At 49.2% G+C, this 19,836-nt stretch carries 16 protein-coding genes and 1 riboswitch; all 16 genes read right to left on the bottom strand.

What is annotated here, in order from left to right; translation table 11 throughout:
* Positions 1 to 9: 9 nt before the first annotated feature.
* Positions 10 to 1,035 (bottom strand): LacI family DNA-binding transcriptional regulator, encoded by a 1,026-nt coding sequence (locus tag P6M73_RS08380; RefSeq protein WP_277855653.1) that lies wholly within the window; start codon positions 1,033 to 1,035, stop codon positions 10 to 12.
* A 380-nt stretch (positions 1,036 to 1,415) separates the two neighbouring features.
* The gene (locus P6M73_RS08375) at positions 1,416 to 2,276 is read right to left on the bottom strand and encodes a GNAT family N-acetyltransferase (protein ID WP_277855652.1); all 861 of its coding nucleotides are present in this window, start codon (positions 2,274 to 2,276) and stop codon (positions 1,416 to 1,418) included.
* A 21-nt stretch (positions 2,277 to 2,297) separates the two neighbouring features.
* Positions 2,298 to 3,275: a DUF4346 domain-containing protein gene (locus P6M73_RS08370; protein WP_277855651.1), complete on the bottom strand. Its 978-nt coding sequence runs from the start codon at positions 3,273 to 3,275 to the stop codon at positions 2,298 to 2,300.
* A 129-nt stretch (positions 3,276 to 3,404) separates the two neighbouring features.
* Entirely contained in the window at positions 3,405 to 3,611 is a 207-nt protein-coding gene (locus P6M73_RS08365; RefSeq protein ID WP_277855650.1) for a hypothetical protein, read from the bottom strand.
* A gap of 81 nt (positions 3,612 to 3,692) precedes the next feature.
* Positions 3,693 to 4,634 (bottom strand): nucleotidyl transferase AbiEii/AbiGii toxin family protein, encoded by a 942-nt coding sequence (locus P6M73_RS08360; RefSeq protein WP_277855649.1) that lies wholly within the window; start codon positions 4,632 to 4,634, stop codon positions 3,693 to 3,695.
* The gene (locus tag P6M73_RS08355) at positions 4,615 to 5,322 is read right to left on the bottom strand and encodes a DUF6088 family protein (protein WP_277855648.1); all 708 of its coding nucleotides are present in this window, start codon (positions 5,320 to 5,322) and stop codon (positions 4,615 to 4,617) included. The genes P6M73_RS08360 and P6M73_RS08355 overlap by 20 nt, the downstream gene beginning before the upstream one ends.
* Positions 5,323 to 5,588: 266 nt before the next feature.
* Positions 5,589 to 6,071 carry a hypothetical protein gene (locus tag P6M73_RS08350; protein ID WP_277855647.1) on the bottom strand — a complete coding sequence of 161 codons (483 nt, stop codon included), beginning with the start codon at positions 6,069 to 6,071 and terminating at the stop codon, positions 5,589 to 5,591.
* Between the two features lie 53 nt (positions 6,072 to 6,124).
* Complete coding sequence (locus P6M73_RS08345) at positions 6,125 to 6,349, bottom strand: DUF2188 domain-containing protein (protein ID WP_277855646.1); 225 nt, start codon at positions 6,347 to 6,349, stop codon at positions 6,125 to 6,127.
* A 55-nt stretch (positions 6,350 to 6,404) separates the two neighbouring features.
* The gene (locus P6M73_RS08340) at positions 6,405 to 8,639 is read right to left on the bottom strand and encodes a S8 family peptidase (protein ID WP_277855645.1); all 2,235 of its coding nucleotides are present in this window, start codon (positions 8,637 to 8,639) and stop codon (positions 6,405 to 6,407) included.
* Positions 8,636 to 9,682: an ATP-binding protein gene (locus tag P6M73_RS08335; RefSeq protein ID WP_277855644.1), complete on the bottom strand. Its 1,047-nt coding sequence runs from the start codon at positions 9,680 to 9,682 to the stop codon at positions 8,636 to 8,638. Before P6M73_RS08335 ends, P6M73_RS08340 begins: the two co-directional genes overlap by 4 nt.
* 249 nt (positions 9,683 to 9,931) lie before the next feature.
* Positions 9,932 to 12,181, bottom strand: a complete 2,250-nt coding sequence (locus tag P6M73_RS08330; protein WP_277855643.1) for an SH3 domain-containing protein — start codon at positions 12,179 to 12,181, stop codon at positions 9,932 to 9,934.
* A gap of 537 nt (positions 12,182 to 12,718) precedes the next feature.
* Positions 12,719 to 14,968, bottom strand: a complete 2,250-nt coding sequence (locus P6M73_RS08325; protein WP_277855642.1) for an SH3 domain-containing protein — start codon at positions 14,966 to 14,968, stop codon at positions 12,719 to 12,721.
* A 421-nt stretch (positions 14,969 to 15,389) separates the two neighbouring features.
* A complete protein-coding gene (locus P6M73_RS08320) occupies positions 15,390 to 16,154 on the bottom strand; it encodes an ABC transporter ATP-binding protein (RefSeq protein ID WP_277855641.1) in 765 nt (254 codons plus the stop codon).
* Positions 16,154 to 17,197 (bottom strand): FecCD family ABC transporter permease, encoded by a 1,044-nt coding sequence (locus P6M73_RS08315; protein WP_277855640.1) that lies wholly within the window; start codon positions 17,195 to 17,197, stop codon positions 16,154 to 16,156. The genes P6M73_RS08320 and P6M73_RS08315 overlap by 1 nt, the downstream gene beginning before the upstream one ends.
* 111 nt (positions 17,198 to 17,308) lie before the next feature.
* Positions 17,309 to 18,298 (bottom strand): ABC transporter substrate-binding protein, encoded by a 990-nt coding sequence (locus P6M73_RS08310; RefSeq protein WP_277855639.1) that lies wholly within the window; start codon positions 18,296 to 18,298, stop codon positions 17,309 to 17,311.
* 2 nt (positions 18,299 to 18,300) lie between these two features.
* A complete protein-coding gene (gene cobT / locus P6M73_RS08305; protein WP_277855638.1) occupies positions 18,301 to 19,404 on the bottom strand; it encodes a nicotinate-nucleotide--dimethylbenzimidazole phosphoribosyltransferase in 1,104 nt (367 codons plus the stop codon).
* 102 nt (positions 19,405 to 19,506) lie between these two features.
* Positions 19,507 to 19,697, bottom strand: a riboswitch (cobalamin riboswitch).
* Between the last annotated feature and the right edge of the window lie 139 nt (positions 19,698 to 19,836).

Below are 19,836 nucleotides of genomic sequence, written 5' to 3'. Positions count from 1 at the left end.
AATATCGAATCAGCCGAGGGCTGCTTTCTTCTTTGGCTTGGCGGTGCTTTCCCTGGGGATCAGTTCGAGTTTGATCACCATGGTGGAGTCACTGTGGTCCACGCCTTCGATGACATCGATGAGGCGGCGGACGGTGGCATAACCCAGTTCATAGCTGGGCTGGCGGATGGTCGTCAGGCCGGGGGTATTGATGCTGGCCAGGTAGATGTCGTCAAAGCCCATGACGCTGATGTCCTGCGGGACTTTGATCCGGCGCTCCTTCAGCGCCTTGATGGCGCCCAGGGCAATGAGATCATTGCCGCAGAAGATGGCGGTGACTTCGGGATCCATCTCCCAGGTGCGCATGGCTTCATAGCCGTATTCAAAGCTGAAGGGGCCGCCCAGGAGCAGGTTCTCATCGTATTCAATGCCGGCTTCGGTCAGCGCCCGGCGATAGCCTTCCAGACGTTCTTTGGAGACGCGGATGGTGAGGTCGCCCGACAGGAACAGGATGCGGCGGTGGCCCAGGCTGATCAGGTACTTCACCGCGTCGTAGGCGCCGGATTCGTTGTCCGAGTGAATGTGGCCCCGCACGCCGGGGAAATAAACATCACGGTCCAGCGTGACAATGGGCACGGAGATTCGAAAGCCTTCTTCCAGCTTCCGGTTGCGCTTGACGGAGGCCGCCAAGGCGATGCCGTCCACCTGTTTCTGGGTCAGGGTGTCAATGTATTCCATCTCTTTATTGAGATCGTCGTCCGAGTTGCAAAACAGCAGACTGTAGCCCCGTTCATGGGCACTGTCCTCTGCCCCCCGGGCCAGATCCGTAAAGAAGGGGTTTCGTACATCCGGAATGATGAGGCCAATGGTCCGCGTGACCTTGGTCTTCATGCTCCGGGCCAGTGAATTGGGCCGATAGTCCAGTTCCCGGGCAATCTTGCGAATTTTTTCGATGGTCTTTTCCCCGATGTCCTGATGCTTTCCGCTGATCACTTTGGAAACCGTTGCCGTCGATACGCCGGCGATCTGTGCGATGTCTTTCAATGTGACTGACATGCTGTCCGCTCCACCTCCTTCCTTAATCGATTAAGTAAACCGTTACCATCATATTAATTTACCGTCTTTCCCGTTGTCAATAAGAAAGCGGTAACATTTTCAAACTAATAAAATACCGTCATTTCCTGTTTCCCTTTTACCATTATTGTTGATATACCGATAAAAAACTTCTCTTTCATCCACTGTCCACAAGCCCCTCAGAAATCCCTTCCGACCGAAATTGCAGTTTCGCACCGATATTTCTCAACCGAATTGTTCAATCCGTGGAGCAAACCCAGAATTCTGGTCTGTCCCTCCTCGAACAACTCCCTTTCCAAAAAAGAAAAAAACGATGTCCCATTCGAACACCGTCCGCAGCGAACCATACGCTTTGTCTCTTATTATGTGGTTAAGGTAGTCAAATGGTACATCTCATGCTGTTCCACCTCCGCTTTGACAAACAAGGAGTGTCTGACAAAACCTTCCACCAGGGCATTGCTGGGAAAGCAGAGATTGACCTTATCCAGCTTCAGATTCTCTGCGCCGGACAGAATCAGCGAAGTGGCGATGCCTTGATGCCGATGCTGTGGGCTGACCCAGAGAAAATTGATTTTTCCGGCGGGGCTCATGGCCAGTGCCCCCACCATGGTTTCCCCTGCCTGAACGCTTAAAAACTGGTGTCCCTCCTGTTCGGCATAACTTTCTACATCACTCTGCCAGTTGATATGCAGATCGGGCAGGCTTCTTCTCAGGTTAACAATGGCTTCATAGGTCGTGCTCGTGACCGGCCAGTCTGAGGTTACTTGCCGCTGTAAGGTCTTAACCTCCGCTCCGAAGTACTTCAGGTCATACACCGGCTCATAGCCTAAGGTCTTATAGAATCGAATTGCCCGATCATTGCCTTTGATCACTTCCAGAAAAAGCTGCCTGCAGCCCTGAGCTTTCGCAGCCTCCAGGTGGTATCGATACAGCGCCTGGGCAACGCCTGTTCCCCTGTAGTCTGGCGCGATGCAAAGCGTGCCGCAGCGCATGGTAAGCATGCCATCCCAGTTTCGGATGCCGCCCAGGATTAGCCCCACCGGGCGATCCTGATCATCCGCAAGAAAGGAGACCTCTCGAGAATTGCCTTCCGGTCCGAAGAATCGTTGTTCAAATTCATCCTGGGACATGGTCAGGGGTACGACGTAATCCGAAAATCCGATGGAGAACGCCTGAAAGATGTCCGAAATTGAAACCTGGCTGCAGTCCTTATAAGTGATCATGTGTCAAAATCTCCCCTCTCCTCACGCTTTATCCTGCACGTACTTTGTTCCCTGCTGCATGGACAGCTCTGCTCTGGTCAGCTCCTTGCCCAGATAAGCAGCATGACTCAGTTCGGTGACCCATCCCTGGTCGATGATGGTCCAGTAGATGTCCCTGGCATTGTCCCCGCGGATCATCCGCAGGAACTCATTGGTATTGGCATAGTGCTCCACCAGAATTTTCCCGACCTGAGGCTTTGGCACAATGACAAAGTATCCGGCCGGATCCAGCTTCACACGGTGCGGATCCTTCCCAGCAGCCTGAACGACCTGTGCCGTCGAAGCGGTCATAGCGGTCATAGCTGTCGAAGCGGTCGAAGCGGTGGGAACTGTCGAAGAAACAGTCTTTACCGATCCTGGCGGTGTCCTATGCTGCAATGAACCGACCGTTGAGCCTTCCCGATCTTTCGTCCAGGATTCAGTCATGGGCTTCTCCATGGGCTTCTCCATACGATTCTCGAAGGAGTTCTTCATCGAATCGTCGATGGAATCAGATGCTGCATCCGAAGCGGAGCGAATCCTGTGAAGCTCATGGACTTCCCTGAGTTTCTCCAGGATGATCTCGGGATCGATGCAGCCGATCCGATCAATGAGAGTGATCTGCGCTCGGAAGGCATTGACTTCATCGATCGTCACATTCGTCAGAACTGGCTTTCGCCCTTTGGATCCGATCACTCTCCGGTGTTCATCGACTCCGTGATGGATCAGGCAGGAAATGGTGTTTCCGCTGAAATGGCCGTCGGATTCCTCCCCGCAAAGGATCAGATATCGGATCGAAGGAACGGCCAGGACATTCCGGATGATCTTATCAATGCCGATATTTTCTGTTTCGGCTTTTCCAACGATGCTCAATCCCCGAGGCTTGGCCTCATAGATCTGATCCGCCAGGTCTGGACTGGCCAGGGTTGTTATCGTGACCGGGCAGTTCGCTTCCAGGGACAGCACATGATACTCGCCCATGGCTGGCAGCCGCCCGAAGTAGTCATTCTCCCCCGATTCATTCGCAATCTCATGGGTACTGTTCAGTTCTGGAAAAATTCGATCAAAACCATTGGTAATTTCTGCTGACCAGCATTGCTTGCAGCCGAGTCAGTTGTACTCGCTTTTCTCCATCAAGTCCAGGAACCGCTGCACATCGGTCAGCAGTTCTTTGGGCTCATCTCCCGGAAGCTTCCGAAGTTCCCGTTTTACCGTCTCCAGGGTCCTCCCCATGCATTTGCATTTTATGCATTTCTGAACGTCTGCTGCACCAAGAACCAGCTCTCTGAATCCGGCAATTGATTCTTTTGCTGTCATATTAAGATCACCCATCTCCCACAATCGCCTAATCATATACGAAAGGACATTTATTTCCAGGCAAATCTATTCAGACTCATACTATTCGCCAATGCGCTGAAATATCCCACTTATTTGATGAAAAACAGCTTCTACTTTTGACCAATCCTGTGGTTCATCAGAATATAAAAGATTTTTATGGAGACTTTCATAATTCAATCGCACATCCCGATCCAATTTATGTTTCCATGACTCAAAATCATACGATCCACATGGATCATATCCATCGGGACACGTTCTCTTTAATAAATAAAACGAATCATTTTCTTTCGTAATCATTACAATTTCTTTTAGTGAGACCGGATCATTCAAGAAAGTTTGAATCTCCTTCATCGAGTACAACCTTACTACATCATATAAATGCCTGGCTTTCAAGCTTAAGGAATCCGAGTAAGCATGACGTTTTACAGCCATCACTTTGTCTAAAAAGGTTCTTTCTATGTTCAACACATTAATTGTCACGCTTTTCAGACCAAACTCCATAACATCATTGGAGTGATTATTAGACTCCAAATAGTCTTGAATGTAGGAGTTGAAGATTTTTTTCTGGAAAGGGTGGGGTTTGGTTTCTGAACCAATTTCCAACTTAACTCTCTCTATAGCTTTATGTTCCGGCGTAAACCAGATATAACAACTTTTATTCCGTTTGTTTCGTTCTGTAAAATTCTTTTCAGAAAATGCAGATCCGATTAGACATTGTTCAATTTTTTTTAGATTCTTTTCAATTGCATTAATGTTAATCTCTCCCGAAGGAATATAAGTCAAGTCGATATCTTCAGAAAATCTTTCAATGGAACCTGGATAACATTTACTCAGAGATGTTCCACCTTTAAAAACCAAGGAATCCCTGTATTCGCAAGTAGCAATATTGCTTAGTATTTCAGTAATAAAATAATCTTTTCTAATTGCTGTAGAAGGTATTTTTCGCCATTTACTCGTCAGACCAATCAGATCTTCAAATTCTTTACTTTCGTGGAATAACATTCAGGTCCTCCAATATCTTCAGATTATACTTGGAATTTTTACTCAAATACTGATCAAGATTATGATTGACCTTCTCATTGTCTAAGATGGCTTTCAGCGCAGCCAATGTGCTTTTTTTGAATGAAATATCCTTCAGTATTTTTTCGAGGTATTTATCTTCGTATTTTACGATCGTGCTTTTTATGTACTCCTGCAGCTGATTCGTCTGAATATCCTGTATTTCCTTTAGATGTTCAAGAACATCCAGCAGCTGGATCAGTGATTTGACCGGTTCGCTAAATGTTAGATTGGACTTTCTGATTAAAATATGCTGAACTTTACTTTGCGTATAATCTGTCTTATTCGAATAAATCAATATGGACTTGGCTAATTGTGTAGTTAATCCAAGTTGATTGTAAAGTCGATATCCTAACAGAACACCTTTGGTCTGTTTCTTCCCAAGAAAATACTCGATGATCTGATTTTCATCAGAATTGAGAGAACCAAAACGTGTCTGTTTTGGTTTACAATAGAGACCTTTTGATACCTTATATACTACCCCGGCTTCAGCCATCCTGGATAAATTTTTATGAAACGCTGCCGGAGTAACTCCGCATTTGTGAACTTCATCGAAAACTCTTCTTGAGTTAAAGACTTCTAGATCTTTATATTTTCCAATATTACTTCCCAATATATTTTTTGTTGACATGATTCAAGTGAGAAACTCACTCTTCACCTCGCTTTCTATTAACATGAAATGATGCATGATTTGACGGATGCGATGCATTATGTTAACCCTTTCATTCCATCCCTTTCAGATCTACTCAGCTTTTCTGACCCGAATACAGCAAGTAGTAAATCGAATTGCATTGTATTACTTTCACCATACATAGAATCGAAGGACACGTCAAGCTTTTTTATATTTTACTTGACATATATACCGCTGGAATCAGCTTAAATTGCTGACTCACAGCTTTAACATTCCATTAGTTCAAGGGTATAGCCACATCCCTCTGAATTCTTTGACTGATCCTTTTCGTTATTTTTTACCAATGTCTGACCTTGTGATGACTGAGTTCCGTGAGGTCTGATGGCCCTAATGAAAGATATTTTATACTTCAATTCGTAGTACCATGGCTCTCCTCTCAGGATTTCCTCTAATGCCTGCTCCACCCTTTCATCAGTATTTTCTCTTAAAGACGCATAAAAAGACAACAAGTCCACCTGGGGCTTATATGTAAATATTCCGGGGTTATAGTCCCAAAGTTCCAGCTCCACCAGTTCCTCATCTTTCATAAGATCCTGATTCGTGATTGGTTCCAATTGGCCTATTTTCAGTGCTTTTCGATCGATTGCCAAAACTGGATGACTCGGTGGATTGATCATGGATAAATCTGCCAACGCTTCCAGTACGGCACTAAATGCAGTTGAAGGCTTGGCGCAGGTTTTCCCGAACATCGAATTCTTGCTCTTTTATTGCAGCATCACTTCATTCCATTTGATCCGTACCCCTACCCTTTGGGTGGGCAGGGATCATTGCCATAGGAGTCCTTTGCACGGATTCTGCCTGTCTGCCCATGGATCACGACCTCTGATTTTTGGTTGGCTGCAATTTTCCGAGCTGATTTGACAGCCTCAGCCTGAGTTCGAGTTCTGACTGTCGCTTTCGAGTTACCGCTTCCTTTCACCTGCCAGCCGCCTTTCGGATGCGGCGTAACATGCTTGTTTTTTCCCATTTTTTGTTTCATCTCCTTTCGACTATTCTGTCATCCTTCGTATTCAACAAGGACCTTACTCCTGAAATTCAATATCCTGTTCCGCAATATTATGAATCTCAACTCGATTTTGAACCTCGATGACATTCACCAGCCACATCCGAGCATAGCAGTTCTTTATGAATTCATTGATGCGGTTGACTCCATCGATTGATTTAAGAGAGACCACCACCCCGAACTTGATCCCTTCGCCGAATTTATCTTCCAAACGCTCCATTGTCTTCAGACTGATCCCCCAGAGACCGCTGTCATAGCGTTTTTTGTCACGATTGTTGGATGTTTGGACTTCCCGGGTATGCTTCACATTGTCCCATTTACGATATAGTTTTCTCGCATCCTCTTCCCAGGTATAAGTACTCGTATCCATCCCCTGGTAATTGTTATTAATGGGCTTTAATATTGTTTTTGAATTTTTCTGGGTGATTCGACCCAATTGCAGATCCAATTCCGTATTCGTATAATCTACGCCCTGATTTCGTGAGCAGCAGGGAAAATAACACAAGGTTGCCTTTGCAATGAACGGGTGTTTTTCATTTTTCACGGGAACTGGAATATTGAAATTGTAGGTATCATATTTTTCTGAGGTACCATCCAAAATGAACTGAATCTCGTCATCCTGACTTTGAGTAACTTCCTCGATTCTGATCGGCACAATTCCGTGTCCGATCAGATTCGGATCATATTCCTGGCTGGACCAACCGGTTGCAGAATGGATCAGCAGCGCTTTCGCTACCTCTCGGTTAAATCCCAAAATATCGATAAGATAGGACATTTTTCGAGAAATCCATGGTGCTGCATAAGAAGTACCGCATACCTGTGCTTCGCCCACAGGAGTACAAACCCTGATTCCCTGCCTGCGATCCCCGCCATAATAGCTGATATCCGGTTTCGTGAAAAATGACAGGACTGGTCCGCTTCGGGAGTAACTGGCCGGTTGTTGATCAAAGGATACCGCATTAACTACCAGAGAATTTATGGAATCCGCCGGTGCGCCAATGGCCATTCCTTGACCTGCCGAGTTGGGAGGTTGATTGGTTCCGGCAATTACAAAGATGATATTGTGGTCAAATTGGAGCTTATCAAGGAATGCTGCTTCAGGCGAGATGAAATTCGGATTGATTTCGAGCATGGAACCTAGTGACAGATTCCATACTTTAATATCTGTATTTGAACGGACAATATCCCTGATATTTCTCAGAATTGAAAAGGAACTGAATTGTCCGCCGGTGGCAACTCCAAAATGGCGAACTCGAAATCTGCCGCAGCCATCATCCAACTCACGGTTAAAGGACGGACCATCCACAATGATCGAAGTTACGGCGGTTCCATGAGTAAAGTCATTGTTGGCGATTTGAATGGCAGGATCCACACAACTCTCAAAGGATACCCACTCAGAGAAATAAACCGATTCATCGAACATCGTGTCAATTACTCCGATGGTTGGTTCGTTATTCGGCGGTGGTATGCTTAATTTTCTATCCCTCAAGAATTCGAAGTCATCCTTCACCATCCTGGATATATCACTCACAGCCATAGATATCAGGTAAGGGGCTCTTTCCCGTAAAAGAGCCAGTTCATCCGGCCTGAGCTGGATCGTTGTTTCGTCCATCACCTTTTCAAAGGATAGATCAAGACCAATCTTCTCCAACACCGTTTTTACGTTATGATCCGTCTGAAAAATTGTGATGATTGAATTGTTCTGAACTGGATTGTCATTAACGAATACATCAAATTTTTCAATATAATGCACATCTGTAATGACGTACGTGAAATTTGTTTTCCTGATTCCTTCAGCCGGCAGTTTGATTTCTCCGGACTTAATTTTTTCCAGATCTTCATGGCTTATTGATCCCTGAAAAATCTGATTGACGATCTGAATACATTCATCCAGCCGTTTTATGGATTCTTCAATGACATCCAGTGACACATAATGAGTAATAATATGTTTTGGTGACTGATCCAAGGTAAACCGCGCGCCAACGATCGTTCTATTTGCAGTATTCTGACCTTTTGACATAAGCCCTTTTATCCGGTTGCTTTTAGTTGCGACTTTATTGTAATAAACGCTGACCAATGCTCCGTCGATATATCGCTCCTGACTCCAAAATTTGATCTGATGCTGCAGTTCATTTCTTAATTTTTCCATCTCAGAAACTTGAACCGATTGACTTTTTGGAAGGCTGGGCAAACCAGGCCGGGATGAATTAGGCGCCTGTTCAAAACGTCCTTTAAGCTGCAAGAGATTATTCATTCCTTAGACTCCTTTATCTCCCGTGATACCTGGCTTTTTGATATTCCGGTCAGTAATTCGATCTCACGAACAGTGAAACCCTTACTCTGCATTTCTTTGTAATCAGCACTACGGTTCTTTCCAAATGTCGATGCATACAATCGCTTCAAATAATCGTATTCGTTATTTGGATCACTGAATGCCAAACTAGTTTTTATCAAATTTTTCAATTCTCCTGGATAAGGGATCGGATCCATGCAATTTAAAATCTTGCGGTATAACCTCATATTCCTGCCGGCTTTTTTGAACTTAACCAATAGATCATTGAGAATAATTTCTCCTATCTCCACCAAATCTTCCCTGGTATATCGACTGAAATCGATCACGGAATCAAATCGTCTGATTAACGCTTTGTCAAAGGAACGAAACAAGTTCGTTGTTGCAATTAACATGACCTGATCACTGAGCCCGTCCAGGCCTTTTAAAACAGCCGAAGTTGCCCGCCCCATCTCCCTTAAATCATTGGAATTGATACGATCAATGGCAATGGCATCCAGTTCATCAAGTAATATCAGAATGCGCTCGGGGTGCGGAAAACGATTGATCTCATCAAACAATGCCGCTATATTCTTGGAAGTCTGACCCAATTTGCTGTCAATTACGGTATCGAAATTGACAGCAAACAATTCCCGGTCCAAGATTCGAGCCAATTGCTTGGCTGTTTCCGTCTTGCCTGTACCTGGCGGTCCTTCGAACAGAAACTTATTAACGCCAACATTATGGCCTGCCGCATTGATTATACCTACTACATTGTCTTTAATGGAATCTGGCAAGGGAAGCGGATCGGTGGTTACATTCACTTTTTTGAAATATCCGGATGTCGTTTCATCCATTTGCGGAACGAATGTATTCACATCCGATAATAATGCAATAATATACTCGGAGAGCTGATAATCATTTACGGTATCAAAGTGTTTTGCTATTTCATAAGCTTCATTGCGAAATGCAGCATCATTTTTTTCTGCGTGGTATTTAATCAAATTTAAAACGTTCTTCTTTTTCATTTCTCTTCACCCCTCACCTAATGATACCACTTCGGGACAACTTTGCAATATTAGGGACAAAATGCTATTTTTAACACTTAGATCCATTAAAAATTCGACCACGTTGAGATAACATGCGGTGTCAAAGGAACAGCCCGACTTCATCAAGCTGATGCTGAATGAAGTCGGGCTGTAAAGAAATGAATAATTTTTCGTATGAGTCAATCCATGACCAGAACCTGCCGGTCCGATTACTCGTTTGCGCCAGGGTTAAGGCATGAAGTGCAGATTTTTGGCGTAAACATAGCCAATCTTTCCGTCCACATAGACCTGCCACCAAGTGGAAGAGGTCTTTTTAATAATAATGAAAACGGAACTGCGGGGGAGCTTCGTGATGACGGAGTAACTGGTGGACGGACCGGTTCTGAGGTTGATGGGTTCCAACGTGATGTAGCGTTGAACCGGGGTAACAATACCCACCAGGTATTTCGCAGAAACATAACCAATCCATTGATCATACTTCACCTGCCACCAGGTATCATTGACTTTCTGTAGCTGTTGCAGCAGCGTTCCTACTGGTATCTTATGGATGATGGTGTTGGCTGTGGACGGACCACTGCGCAGATTCACTGCCGTTTTGACCAGATAGATCGTTGTATCGGCGGGCTCAGGCGGAGGCGTTGGAGCCGGCTGATCGATGACTGGCTTCAGGTAACTGCCGGAGACAAAGCCCTTGGTTGTGCCTGCCAGTATCTGATACCATGTGGTGCTGGGCTTACTGACCAGTTCGACCAGTGTGCCGATGGGCAGCTTCCTGATGATGCTGTAGGCAGTGGATGGGCCGGTACGCATATTTACCGCGGGGTTTACCTGATGAACCAGAGCAGAGTCAATTTTTTGCAGATAGTTGACTGATACATATCCTTTCTTTCCAAGATGTTCGATGAAATACCAGTTATTATCGCGATAGTTGACTTTCACAATGGTTCCCTTAGGTATGCTGCCCTGGGTGGAATACCAGGTGGACGGACCGCTTCGGAAATTCAAGGAAGTCGCGGTCACTTTGGCATAATAAGGAAATTCCGGCACTTCTACCGGCTCGCCGGCCGGAACCCATTTGGCATAGAGGCTCTGGGTGTATTCGTCGGCTTTGTCTTTGGCAAAGTCCCAGCATCGTTCGTAGGTATTGGTGTGGTACCAGCCCGCGAAGGAATAGTTTTCTCTGGTAGGAGGTGCTGGTTCAGCCAGATACCCATTGGAGGTAAATTGATTCGGAACAACGGTCCCACCCATTGAATCAAACACAATGTCGTATCCACGTCTGATGTCATATTGTGTCAGGTCGGTTCCATTGGGGTTCAGCTTGACGTTTTCCAGCCTGGTTTCATTACCGGCCATATCCGAAATGGAGACGTAGTCCAAGATATACGTGCCAATGGCTGAGCCAAGCGCCGGGTGCCCTTCATACACTCCCGGGGATTTTTCTCTCAGACTGAAAGAAAATGTCTTATGAAGAGTATTCATTGCCCAATCCGGTGCAGCATAACTTCCGGTAACGTCGCCTTTTAGACCCTGATCATCAGAAACTCGCACTGTCATGATGATCCCGTTCGTATAGCTGACCTTATTGTGAGAAATTGTCAGAGACTCTATGACCGGCGGTGTCGTATCCGGCGGTGTGATATAGTTCACCGTAATGTCACAGTGATCCAGCTTCATGGTCTGCAGCTCCTGCGGACCTCTGGTCGCGTTATGCAGCACTACTCGGTTGCAGCCTTTATCCTTCAGTGAAATTTGACTGATAAACCACGTTCCGGCCGGAGCCTCCTTGGGCAGGATCAGCTGTCCGGTGTATGTTCCATTGCCCTGACTGGTCAGTGCCACGTCCTGGTGTCCAAAATTAGGCCCTTCATAGTCGACCATGATGCTGCCGTCAATGCCCAGTCCGACATCACTGGCTTGAACCGTCACATTCACGGTCTCGCCCTGGAGCACGCTGGTTTTATCTACGGACACGGCTGTGACCACCGGTGGCGCGATGTCCTGGTTGGGATTGCTTACGATAAAATCCGCTCCGCTTAAATCCTCCGAATCCGACAATTCCGGATCCAGCACCAGGTTGTAGATTTCACCGAAGGATCCATCCGCAAATGGGATCAGTATATTTGTCAGAATATAGGTTCCGCTTTTTGCGGTCTCATCGATGGTTACACTGCCATGGTAGAAACCATCTGACCCGACTGCGAGTGTGAAGCGATAACTCGACTCATACTCCAAACTGGAAAAACCTGCCTCCAGTTCACCTGACACGCCGGTGACCCGATCGTCCAGATCCAGCGTCACGCTTACTTTGTCCCCTACTTTTGCTTCTTTCGGACTGGAGGTCACCGATACCACTCGCTTGAGCGGGACAGGCTCCGCCTGAGCGACCGACGCTCCACTCAATCCTTGGAACAACCCCAGAAACAGCACCAGTGCCAGCAGCGTGCTGATGCTTTTCTTTCCACATTTTTGGTTCATAGTACAAACCCCTTCGTTTTTTTCGCTGATGGGCCAAACCACAATTCTCGCAATGATTCAGCCTGCAGAACGATACTGTAATTATCTCTGAATTAAGGACCATTATCAAAGCAGTTCCGAATAATTACTATAAATAATTCTCAACACGTTAGGATTAAATCAAACTACGTTCAAATCTTTGATTTCTTTGTAGGATGTTCATGAAAATACATTGTTTTTTAAATAGTAAAAAAACTGCCCATCCCAGTTCCCAACACGCCGATCATGTCTTATGCGCCTTGGCGACCTGGTCTGATGGTTGTTCGGGAATCCCGGATCTTTGTGATTGCCGCTTCACGGGCTACTTCAGTGACTACTTCAATGACTGCTTCAATACCAATCTGACAGAAAATACAAATGACTGCGGTCCGCCCCATTCCTGGCTTTGCCAGGATATAAGGCGGACCGCTGAATACGCTGTTGGTCCGGTTGCGACCGTCAGACAACGCTATGTTTAATTCTAATTGCTTGGTGTCACATTTTCGTTCCGTTGCGTCCTTATGGCATGAGGTTCAGATACTTGGCTGAAACATAGCCGATCTTACCGTCTACGCAGACCTGCCACCAGGTGGAGGAGGTCTTCTTCATGAGGATGAAAATGGAACTGCGGGGCAGTTTGGTAATGACGGAGTAACTGGTGGAGGGGCCGGTTCTGAGGTTGACGGGATCCAGGTTGATGTAGCGCTGAATCGGGGTGACGATGTCAACCAGGTACTTGGCGGATACATAACCGGTATGATCCCCATCCTTCACCTGCCACCAGGTATCGTTGACTTTCTGCAGCTGTTCCAGCAGTGTGCCGACCGGCAGCTTGCGGATGACGGGATTGGCGGTGGACGGACCGCTGCGCAGGTTCACCGTTGTTTTGACCATATAGATCGTGGGATCGTTGGGGGCTGGCGGTGGAGTCGGTGCCGGTTGAGCGCTGACGGGCTTCAGATAGCTGGCGGAGGCATAGCCTTTGGTTGTTCCTGCCAGAATCTGATACCAGGTGGTGCTGGGTTTGCTGACCAGTTCGACCAGTGTGCCCACCGGCAGTTTTTTGATGATGCTGTAGGCTGTGGACGGGCCGGTGCGCAGATTGACTGCGGGACTGACCTGATAAACCAGAGAAGCGTCAGTCTTTTGCAGGTAGGTAGCTGATACATAGCCTTTCTTTCCCAGATATTCAATGGAATACCAGTTGTTGTCGCGATAGTTGACTTTAACAATGGTTCCTTTGGGGATGCTTCCCTGCGTGGGATACCAGGTAGATGGCCCGCTGCGGAAATTCAGGGATGTGGCGGTAACTTTGGCATAATGCGGGAACTCCGGTACTTCCACCGGCTCTCCGGCCGGAACCCATTTGGCATAGAGCTTCTGGGTGTAGACATCGGCTTTGTCTTTGGCAAAGTCCCAGCGCCGTTCGTAGGTATTGGTGTGGTACCAGCCGGCGAAGGAATAGCCTTCCCGGGTGGGAGCGGGCGGTTCCGTCAGATAGCCGGTGGAGGTAAACTGCTTCGCAACCCCGGTTCCGCCCATGGAATCAAACAGGATGATATATCCCCGCTTGACGTTGTACTGGCTCAGGTCAGTTCCCTTGGGGTTCAGCTTGATGTTTTCCAGCCGGGCTTCGTTGCCGGCCGCATCCGAAATGGAAACGTAATCCAGGATATACGTGCCAATGTCTGATCCAATCCCCGGGTTCCCTTCATAGACGCCCGGAGTTTTTTCAAACAGCATGAAGGAATAGGTTTTGTGGAGTGTATTCAACGCCCAGTCCGGTGCCGCATAGCTGCCGTACACGATGCGTTCCAGATCCTGATCATCGGAGACACGCATGGTCATGGTGAATCCGGTGCCCGAGGTGACCTCATGGTTGGAGATTGTCAGGGACTCAATGACCGGAGCGGTTGTATCTTCTGGCGTAATGGAACCTACGGTCAGATCACAGTGATCCAGATTCATGGTCTCAAGCGCTTCCGGATCCCTGGTGGCGTTTCCAAGGAACACCAGATTGCCGGCCCGATCCGCCAGGATGATCTGACTGATATACCAGGTTCCGGCTGGGGCATCCTCCGGCAGGGTCAGCTGACCGGAATAAGTTCCGTTGCCTTGACTGGTCAGCTCCAGATCCAGGTAGCTGTCCTCGGGTCCTTCATAGCTGACCAGGATGCTGTCCTCAATGCCCAGGCCGATGTCACTGGCCTGCGCCGTAACGGTCACGGTCTCCCCCTGCAGCAGGCTGGTCTTATCCACGGAGACAGCCGTGACGACGGGCGGTGTGATATCCTGATTGGGATTGTTCACGGTAAAATCAGCCCCGCTTAAATCTTCGGCTTCCGGCAGTTCCGGATCCAGCACCTGATTGTAGACTTCCCCGAAGGAGTCGTCTTCAAACGGAATCAGGATATTGGTCAGGATATAGGTCCCGGTTTTCGCTGTCTCATCGATCAGTACGCTGCCTCGATAAAGACCATCGGTCTCAGGTGCCAGAGTGAAGAAATAGACGGCTTCCTGTTCCAGATTCGCCACCGCCGCGAATAGTTCACCCGCTATGCCGGTGACCGTATCGGCCAGATCCAGCGTTATCGTTACTTCATCCCCGACCTCAGCCGTCTTCGGGCTGGAAGTCACGGAACCGACCAGCTTCGGCGCAACGGGTTCCGCCTGAGCGACCGACGGCACGCTCAATCCCTGAAACAGCCCCAGAAACAGCACCAGTGCCAACAGCCAGCTGATCCGTTTCTTCCCACATTTTTGGTTCATAGTACAAACCCCTTTGTCATATTCGCCCATGAGCCAAACCCTGATTCAATCAATGATTCAGCATTCATAACGTTATCATTATTATCTCCGAATTTATGAACTTTATCAAAGCTTTTCCGTATAATCAAACGGTTTTTCTTTAAAACAAGAGTGTTAAATTTTATATTCAATCATAAAGATGATTTTTCCGCCTGAATGTTACCCTAAAAAGTAGAAAACTTCAAAAAAGCACCTGCACCCGTCAGATCCTTGGGACAAGGATCTGACGGGTGCCTTAATAGTTCGACTATTCAATTCTTGGAGTATGTTCCTCTTTGAATATGTTCCTCTTCGAGTATATTTCTCTACGGTATGTTCGGCTTCGAGTGTTCCTCTTGGAGTGTTCCCCTTCGGCGTTCATCATTGACTATATCAATTTCGATTATTTCGTTTTTGGGAACAGGTACTGAAGACTGCGGTCCTCGGTGTAGGTCTTGAGGAACTCCAGGTCGTAGATCGTGGAGAGGACCTCGGGATTGATGCACTCGCCGGGCTTGCCGACTTTGACAACTCTGCCCTCATGGAGCAGGATGATCCAGTCGGAGAAGTCTCGGGCCAGGTTCAGGTCGTGCATGACGGCGACCACGGTTCGCTGCGGGGTCATTTCCTTGAGGCTTTTCAGGATGCCTATCTGATGGCTGACATCCAGATGGTTGACGGGCTCATCCAGGAGAATCCAGGGGGTGGCCTGGGCGATGGCCCGGGCCACGGACACCCGCTGGAGCTCGCCGCCGGAGATCCGGCTGACGGGCTGATCCTTGAGGTGGGTGGTTTCCGTGATGCGCATGGCGTCTTCGCAGATGCGCCGGTCCTCCGGCGTGGGATTGCCCAGCTGCTTGATGAAGGGATATCGTCCCATTTCCACTACTTCCCGGGCGGTGAACTCATAGTCGTTCTGGAACACCTGGGGGACGTAGGACAGCTGTCTGGCTTTTTCCAGGGGCCGGTAGCCTTTCAGAGGCCTTCCCTCGAGCAGGATCTCTCCTTGCGTGGGCTGGAGCAGTCCGAGGAGCAGTTTCAGGAGGGTACTCTTGCCGGACCCGTTGGGTCCCAGGATGGAGATGAACCGGCCTTTGGGAAAGGTCACGCTGATGTCTTTGAGTACGGGTTTGACATCGTAGCCGAATCCAAGATGCTTAACTTCCATCAGCTTTTCTCCCCTCCCCGGCTTCTGGCCAGGAGCCAGATAAAATACGGTGCTCCGAACAGTGCGGTGACCGCTCCCACCGGGAGCTCCGCCCCGTCGATGAGGGAGCGGGCAATGGTATCGGCCACCAGCAGGAAGATGGAGCCTGAGATCATGGCAAAGGGAATCAGGCGCTTGTGGGAGGGGCCCACGATCATGCGCATGATATGGGGCATCATGAGCCCGACGAAGCCGATGACGCCGGTAAAGGCGACGCAGACGGCCACAATCAGGGAGGAGTAGATCAGGATGCGGATCTTGACTCGTTCCGTCTCTACGCCCAGGGAACGGGCGACTTCCTCGCCGGAGGTAAGGATGTCCAGTTCCCGCCAGTTGGAATAGAGCAGGAAGGAACCAAGAATTACCACCGGTGCCAGGATGGCGATCTGGAGGTAGCTGACGCTGGCCAGGGAGCCCATGGTCCAGTAGACGATCTTGGAGACGTTCTGTTCGTCGAAGACCAGGATCAGGGACACGATGGAAGACAGAAAGTAGCTGACGGCTACTCCGGACAGGAGGAGCGAAGTCATGGAGGTACGGCTGCGACGCATGGCGAGGCTGTAGACCAGGAAGGTCGAGGCCAGAGCGCCGGCAAAGGCTGCCAGGGTGACTGCGCCGAATCCGGCAACGGACTCATTAATGCCCAGACTGATGGCCAGGGCGGCGCCCAGGGTCGCTCCGGAGGAGATGCCCAGGATGTAGGGATCAGCCATGGAGTTGCGGAAGACGCCCTGATAGGCGCAGCCGACGCCGGCCAGGCCGGCACCGGCGAAGATCGCCGTCAAAATCCGGGGGATCCGGATATTGAACAGAATGATTTCCTTGGATCCGCCCTGTTCCTGGGCCAGTCCCAGAAGTGCCAGGAGCTTGTGCCAGAGAATGGCGATAGTTTCGTCGACGCGAATGGCCGCATCGCCCATGGTGACGGATCCCATGCTTAATAGCAAAAGGAGGACCGCCAGCATCAGAAAGAGCGGCAGATAGCTTTTCTTTTTCTGTTTCATGGCATCCTCCTTGTGACCCTGGATCAACCAGGTTGATATGTCTAGTATCATGATACATCCATCAGCTGGTTCAGTCGATGAATGACACGGTTTTGATTTTCTTCGGGTTCTCTACTTGAACAGCTCCGGGTGCAGGATCCGGGCGATGGCTTCGACGCCTTCGGCCAGACGGGGTCCTTCGCGGTTCACCAGGTTGTCATCCACTTCCATGACGCGGTTTTCCTTGACAGCCGTCAGGTTCTTGTAGGGTTCAGTAGTCTTGAACTCCTCGGTGAGCTTGGCCATGGAGCCGATGACAATGTACTGGGGATCCTTCTCGGCCAGTTTCTCGGTGGTGAAGTTCCAGCCCTGTACGTCTTTGGCAATATTGTCGCCGCCGGCCAGAGTAATCAGTTCATGCAGGAAGGTGTCGCCGCCGGCGGTGTAGTCGCCGTTCTTGCCGAAGCCTGCCACGTAGTAGATGGAGACCGGAGCCGCATCCTTGACTTTTGCTGCCACAGCGGCGATGTCTGTCTGAATGGTTTCGGTCAGGGTCTTGGCTTCGACGTTGGCATTGAGCATGCGGCCGATTTCTTCCATGTTTTTGTAGGATCCGTCAATGGTGTTGCCGGTGAAGATCTGTACCACTTTGGCGCCGCTTTTTTCGATCTGTTCGACGACTTCCTGTTCCATGAAGGAAACCAGGATCAGGTCGGGATTCAGCTCAACGATCTTTTCCACGGAAGGTTTGGTCATGGAACCGACGGATACAACATCCTTGGTTTGTGCCGGGTAGTCACAGTAGTCGGTGCGTCCGACCAGCTGAGCGCCTTTGCCCAGAGCATAGACGACTTCGGTATAGGTGGGTGACAGGGATACGATCCGCTGGGGTTCTTTGTCAATGATGACGTCCTTGCCGTCAGCGGTCTTAAAGGTATAGGGATAAACCGTTTCTGCAGCAGCCTGAGCGGCTGTCGTGGACGGAGTGGTGGCTGGCTGGGTCACGGCCTGGGTGGAACCGGATGTGGTATTGGCTCCAGTGGCTGGTGACTGAGTCTGGCAGCCGGCGACGCTGAGCATAAGGAACGTAAACAGTGCGATGATTCTTGAGAATTTCTTCATGGTTATTTTTCCTCCCGGATATCTACATAATCCTGTTTGTTGACTGAAACATCATGAAAGGATGCCATGGTGCCGAGGGTGAACATCGAGCACTCCATGAGGTTCATGGCCAGGGGGCAGCCGGAGCCTTCGCCCAGGCGCATTTCCAGGTCGAGCATGGGGCGCAGGCCGAAGGCCTGCTCCACCGCCCGGGCACCGGACTCTTTCGTCTTGTGGGACGAAAATGCATAGTCCAGGATGCCGGAGTGGAAGCCGCGGGCCAGGGCCAGGGCGGCCATGGATATGACCCCGTCGAGTACGAAGGGAATGGAATTGGCGGCGCAGGCCAGGTAGGTTCCGGCCATGGCGCAGATGTCCGCGCCGGCCAGCTTGGCCGCTGCGTCCAGGATGTCCCCGTAGGGTCCGTTGATGGCCAGGGCATCGCGTACGACATTCACCTTATGTCGTACGCCGTCCCGGGTCAGGCCGGAGCCAAAGCCAGTGGTTTCCTCAGGGGGAACTCCGGTTAAAAGACTGATCACCGCCGAGGAGGTCGTGGTGTTGCCCACGCCCATTTCCCCTGCTCCGATCAGGTTGTAGCCGGAGTCGATCAGTTCCTGAGTTCTCCGAATGCCGGCCAGCACGTACTGGGCGGCATCATCCCGGCTCATGGCCGGACCAAGCCGCATGTTGTCCGTGGAGCGCCGCACCTTATAAGTAGTGTGGCCCTCAACATCTTCCAGTACGGCCAGATCCTCCAGGAACACCTCCACGTGGTAGAACGCGGCGATGCAGCCCAAGCCGGAACGGCCGCTGAGGATATTCAGGCATACCTTGTAGGTTATGTCCTGCGGATTGGTCGAGACGCCTTCCTGACAGACCCCATTGTCCCCGGCATATACCACAACCGCTTTTTGAAACGGCTGAGGGTTGCCCCGGGTGATGGCCCAGATCCTCTCCCGGATCTCCTCCATCTTTCCCAATGAACCCAGCGGCTTGCACAGGGAGTCATTGTATTCTCGGGCTTGAGCCAGATACTCCGCTTCAATCGGAGCAATCCGGCTTACGACCGCAGCGATTTCTTGTTCGAAGGCGCTGCCGTTGGGTTGGAAATTAAAAGAATTCATCGTATCACGTTCCTTGTTGAATTAAAAGCAAAAAGAGCAGTCGGTCGCCCTACTGCTCATGAAGTTAATCATTTCAACCAATAGTATTTTCCACCCGAAAATTTTTAGGATCCACGGAAGGCAGGTCTCCTGGCTCGTGTCTTCAGGCCTTGCCTCAACCCTTCCCCATCGGACTTCCCGATGAGTGGTTTTCTTGAGGTTCGTAGACACATACAGTAGCGGGGGCTGCTGTGGTTTTTCACCACATTCCCTTTTCACCCAAATTCTTGGGCACCTTCGATGATGGTTATTCAGTTACATTCCCATATTAGACTCCCACCCGAGTTCTGTCAATGCAATTTTCCCGGTTTATGATATATATCAGGCAAGCGGACATAGAACAAAAGAATCATAGCTATTCAGTGGTACTATTGAAAAAATGTTTGAATTACT

This window comes from Anaerococcoides asporogena, assembly GCF_029590275.1.
GTDB lineage: Bacteria > Bacillota > Clostridia > Clostridiales > Clostridiaceae > JG1575.
The sequence above is the reverse complement of the archived record's forward strand: the minus strand, read 5'-3'. Positions and strand labels throughout refer to the sequence as shown.

Coding starts and splice junctions, on each gene's coding strand:
- P6M73_RS08345 (WP_277855646.1), bottom strand. CDS start 6,349: ATGGGAAAAAACAAGCATGTTACGCCGCATCCGAAAGGCGGCTGGCAG.
- P6M73_RS08355 (WP_277855648.1), bottom strand. CDS start 5,322: ATGTCAACAAAAAATATATTGGGAAGTAATATTGGAAAATATAAAGAT.
- P6M73_RS08320 (WP_277855641.1), bottom strand. CDS start 16,154: ATGGAAGTTAAGCATCTTGGATTCGGCTACGATGTCAAACCCGTACTC.
- P6M73_RS08375 (WP_277855652.1), bottom strand. CDS start 2,276: ATGATCACTTATAAGGACTGCAGCCAGGTTTCAATTTCGGACATCTTT.
- P6M73_RS08330 (WP_277855643.1), bottom strand. CDS start 12,181: ATGAACCAAAAATGTGGAAAGAAAAGCATCAGCACGCTGCTGGCACTG.
- P6M73_RS08310 (WP_277855639.1), bottom strand. CDS start 18,298: ATGAAGAAATTCTCAAGAATCATCGCACTGTTTACGTTCCTTATGCTC.
- P6M73_RS08335 (WP_277855644.1), bottom strand. CDS start 9,682: ATGAAAAAGAAGAACGTTTTAAATTTGATTAAATACCACGCAGAAAAA.
- P6M73_RS08325 (WP_277855642.1), bottom strand. CDS start 14,968: ATGAACCAAAAATGTGGGAAGAAACGGATCAGCTGGCTGTTGGCACTG.
- P6M73_RS08360 (WP_277855649.1), bottom strand. CDS start 4,634: ATGTTATTCCACGAAAGTAAAGAATTTGAAGATCTGATTGGTCTGACG.
- P6M73_RS08350 (WP_277855647.1), bottom strand. CDS start 6,071: ATGTTCGGGAAAACCTGCGCCAAGCCTTCAACTGCATTTAGTGCCGTA.
- cobT (WP_277855638.1), bottom strand. CDS start 19,404: ATGAATTCTTTTAATTTCCAACCCAACGGCAGCGCCTTCGAACAAGAA.
- P6M73_RS08370 (WP_277855651.1), bottom strand. CDS start 3,275: ATGGGCGAGTATCATGTGCTGTCCCTGGAAGCGAACTGCCCGGTCACG.
- P6M73_RS08315 (WP_277855640.1), bottom strand. CDS start 17,197: ATGAAACAGAAAAAGAAAAGCTATCTGCCGCTCTTTCTGATGCTGGCG.
- P6M73_RS08365 (WP_277855650.1), bottom strand. CDS start 3,611: ATGACAGCAAAAGAATCAATTGCCGGATTCAGAGAGCTGGTTCTTGGT.
- P6M73_RS08340 (WP_277855645.1), bottom strand. CDS start 8,639: ATGAATAATCTCTTGCAGCTTAAAGGACGTTTTGAACAGGCGCCTAAT.
- P6M73_RS08380 (WP_277855653.1), bottom strand. CDS start 1,035: ATGTCAGTCACATTGAAAGACATCGCACAGATCGCCGGCGTATCGACG.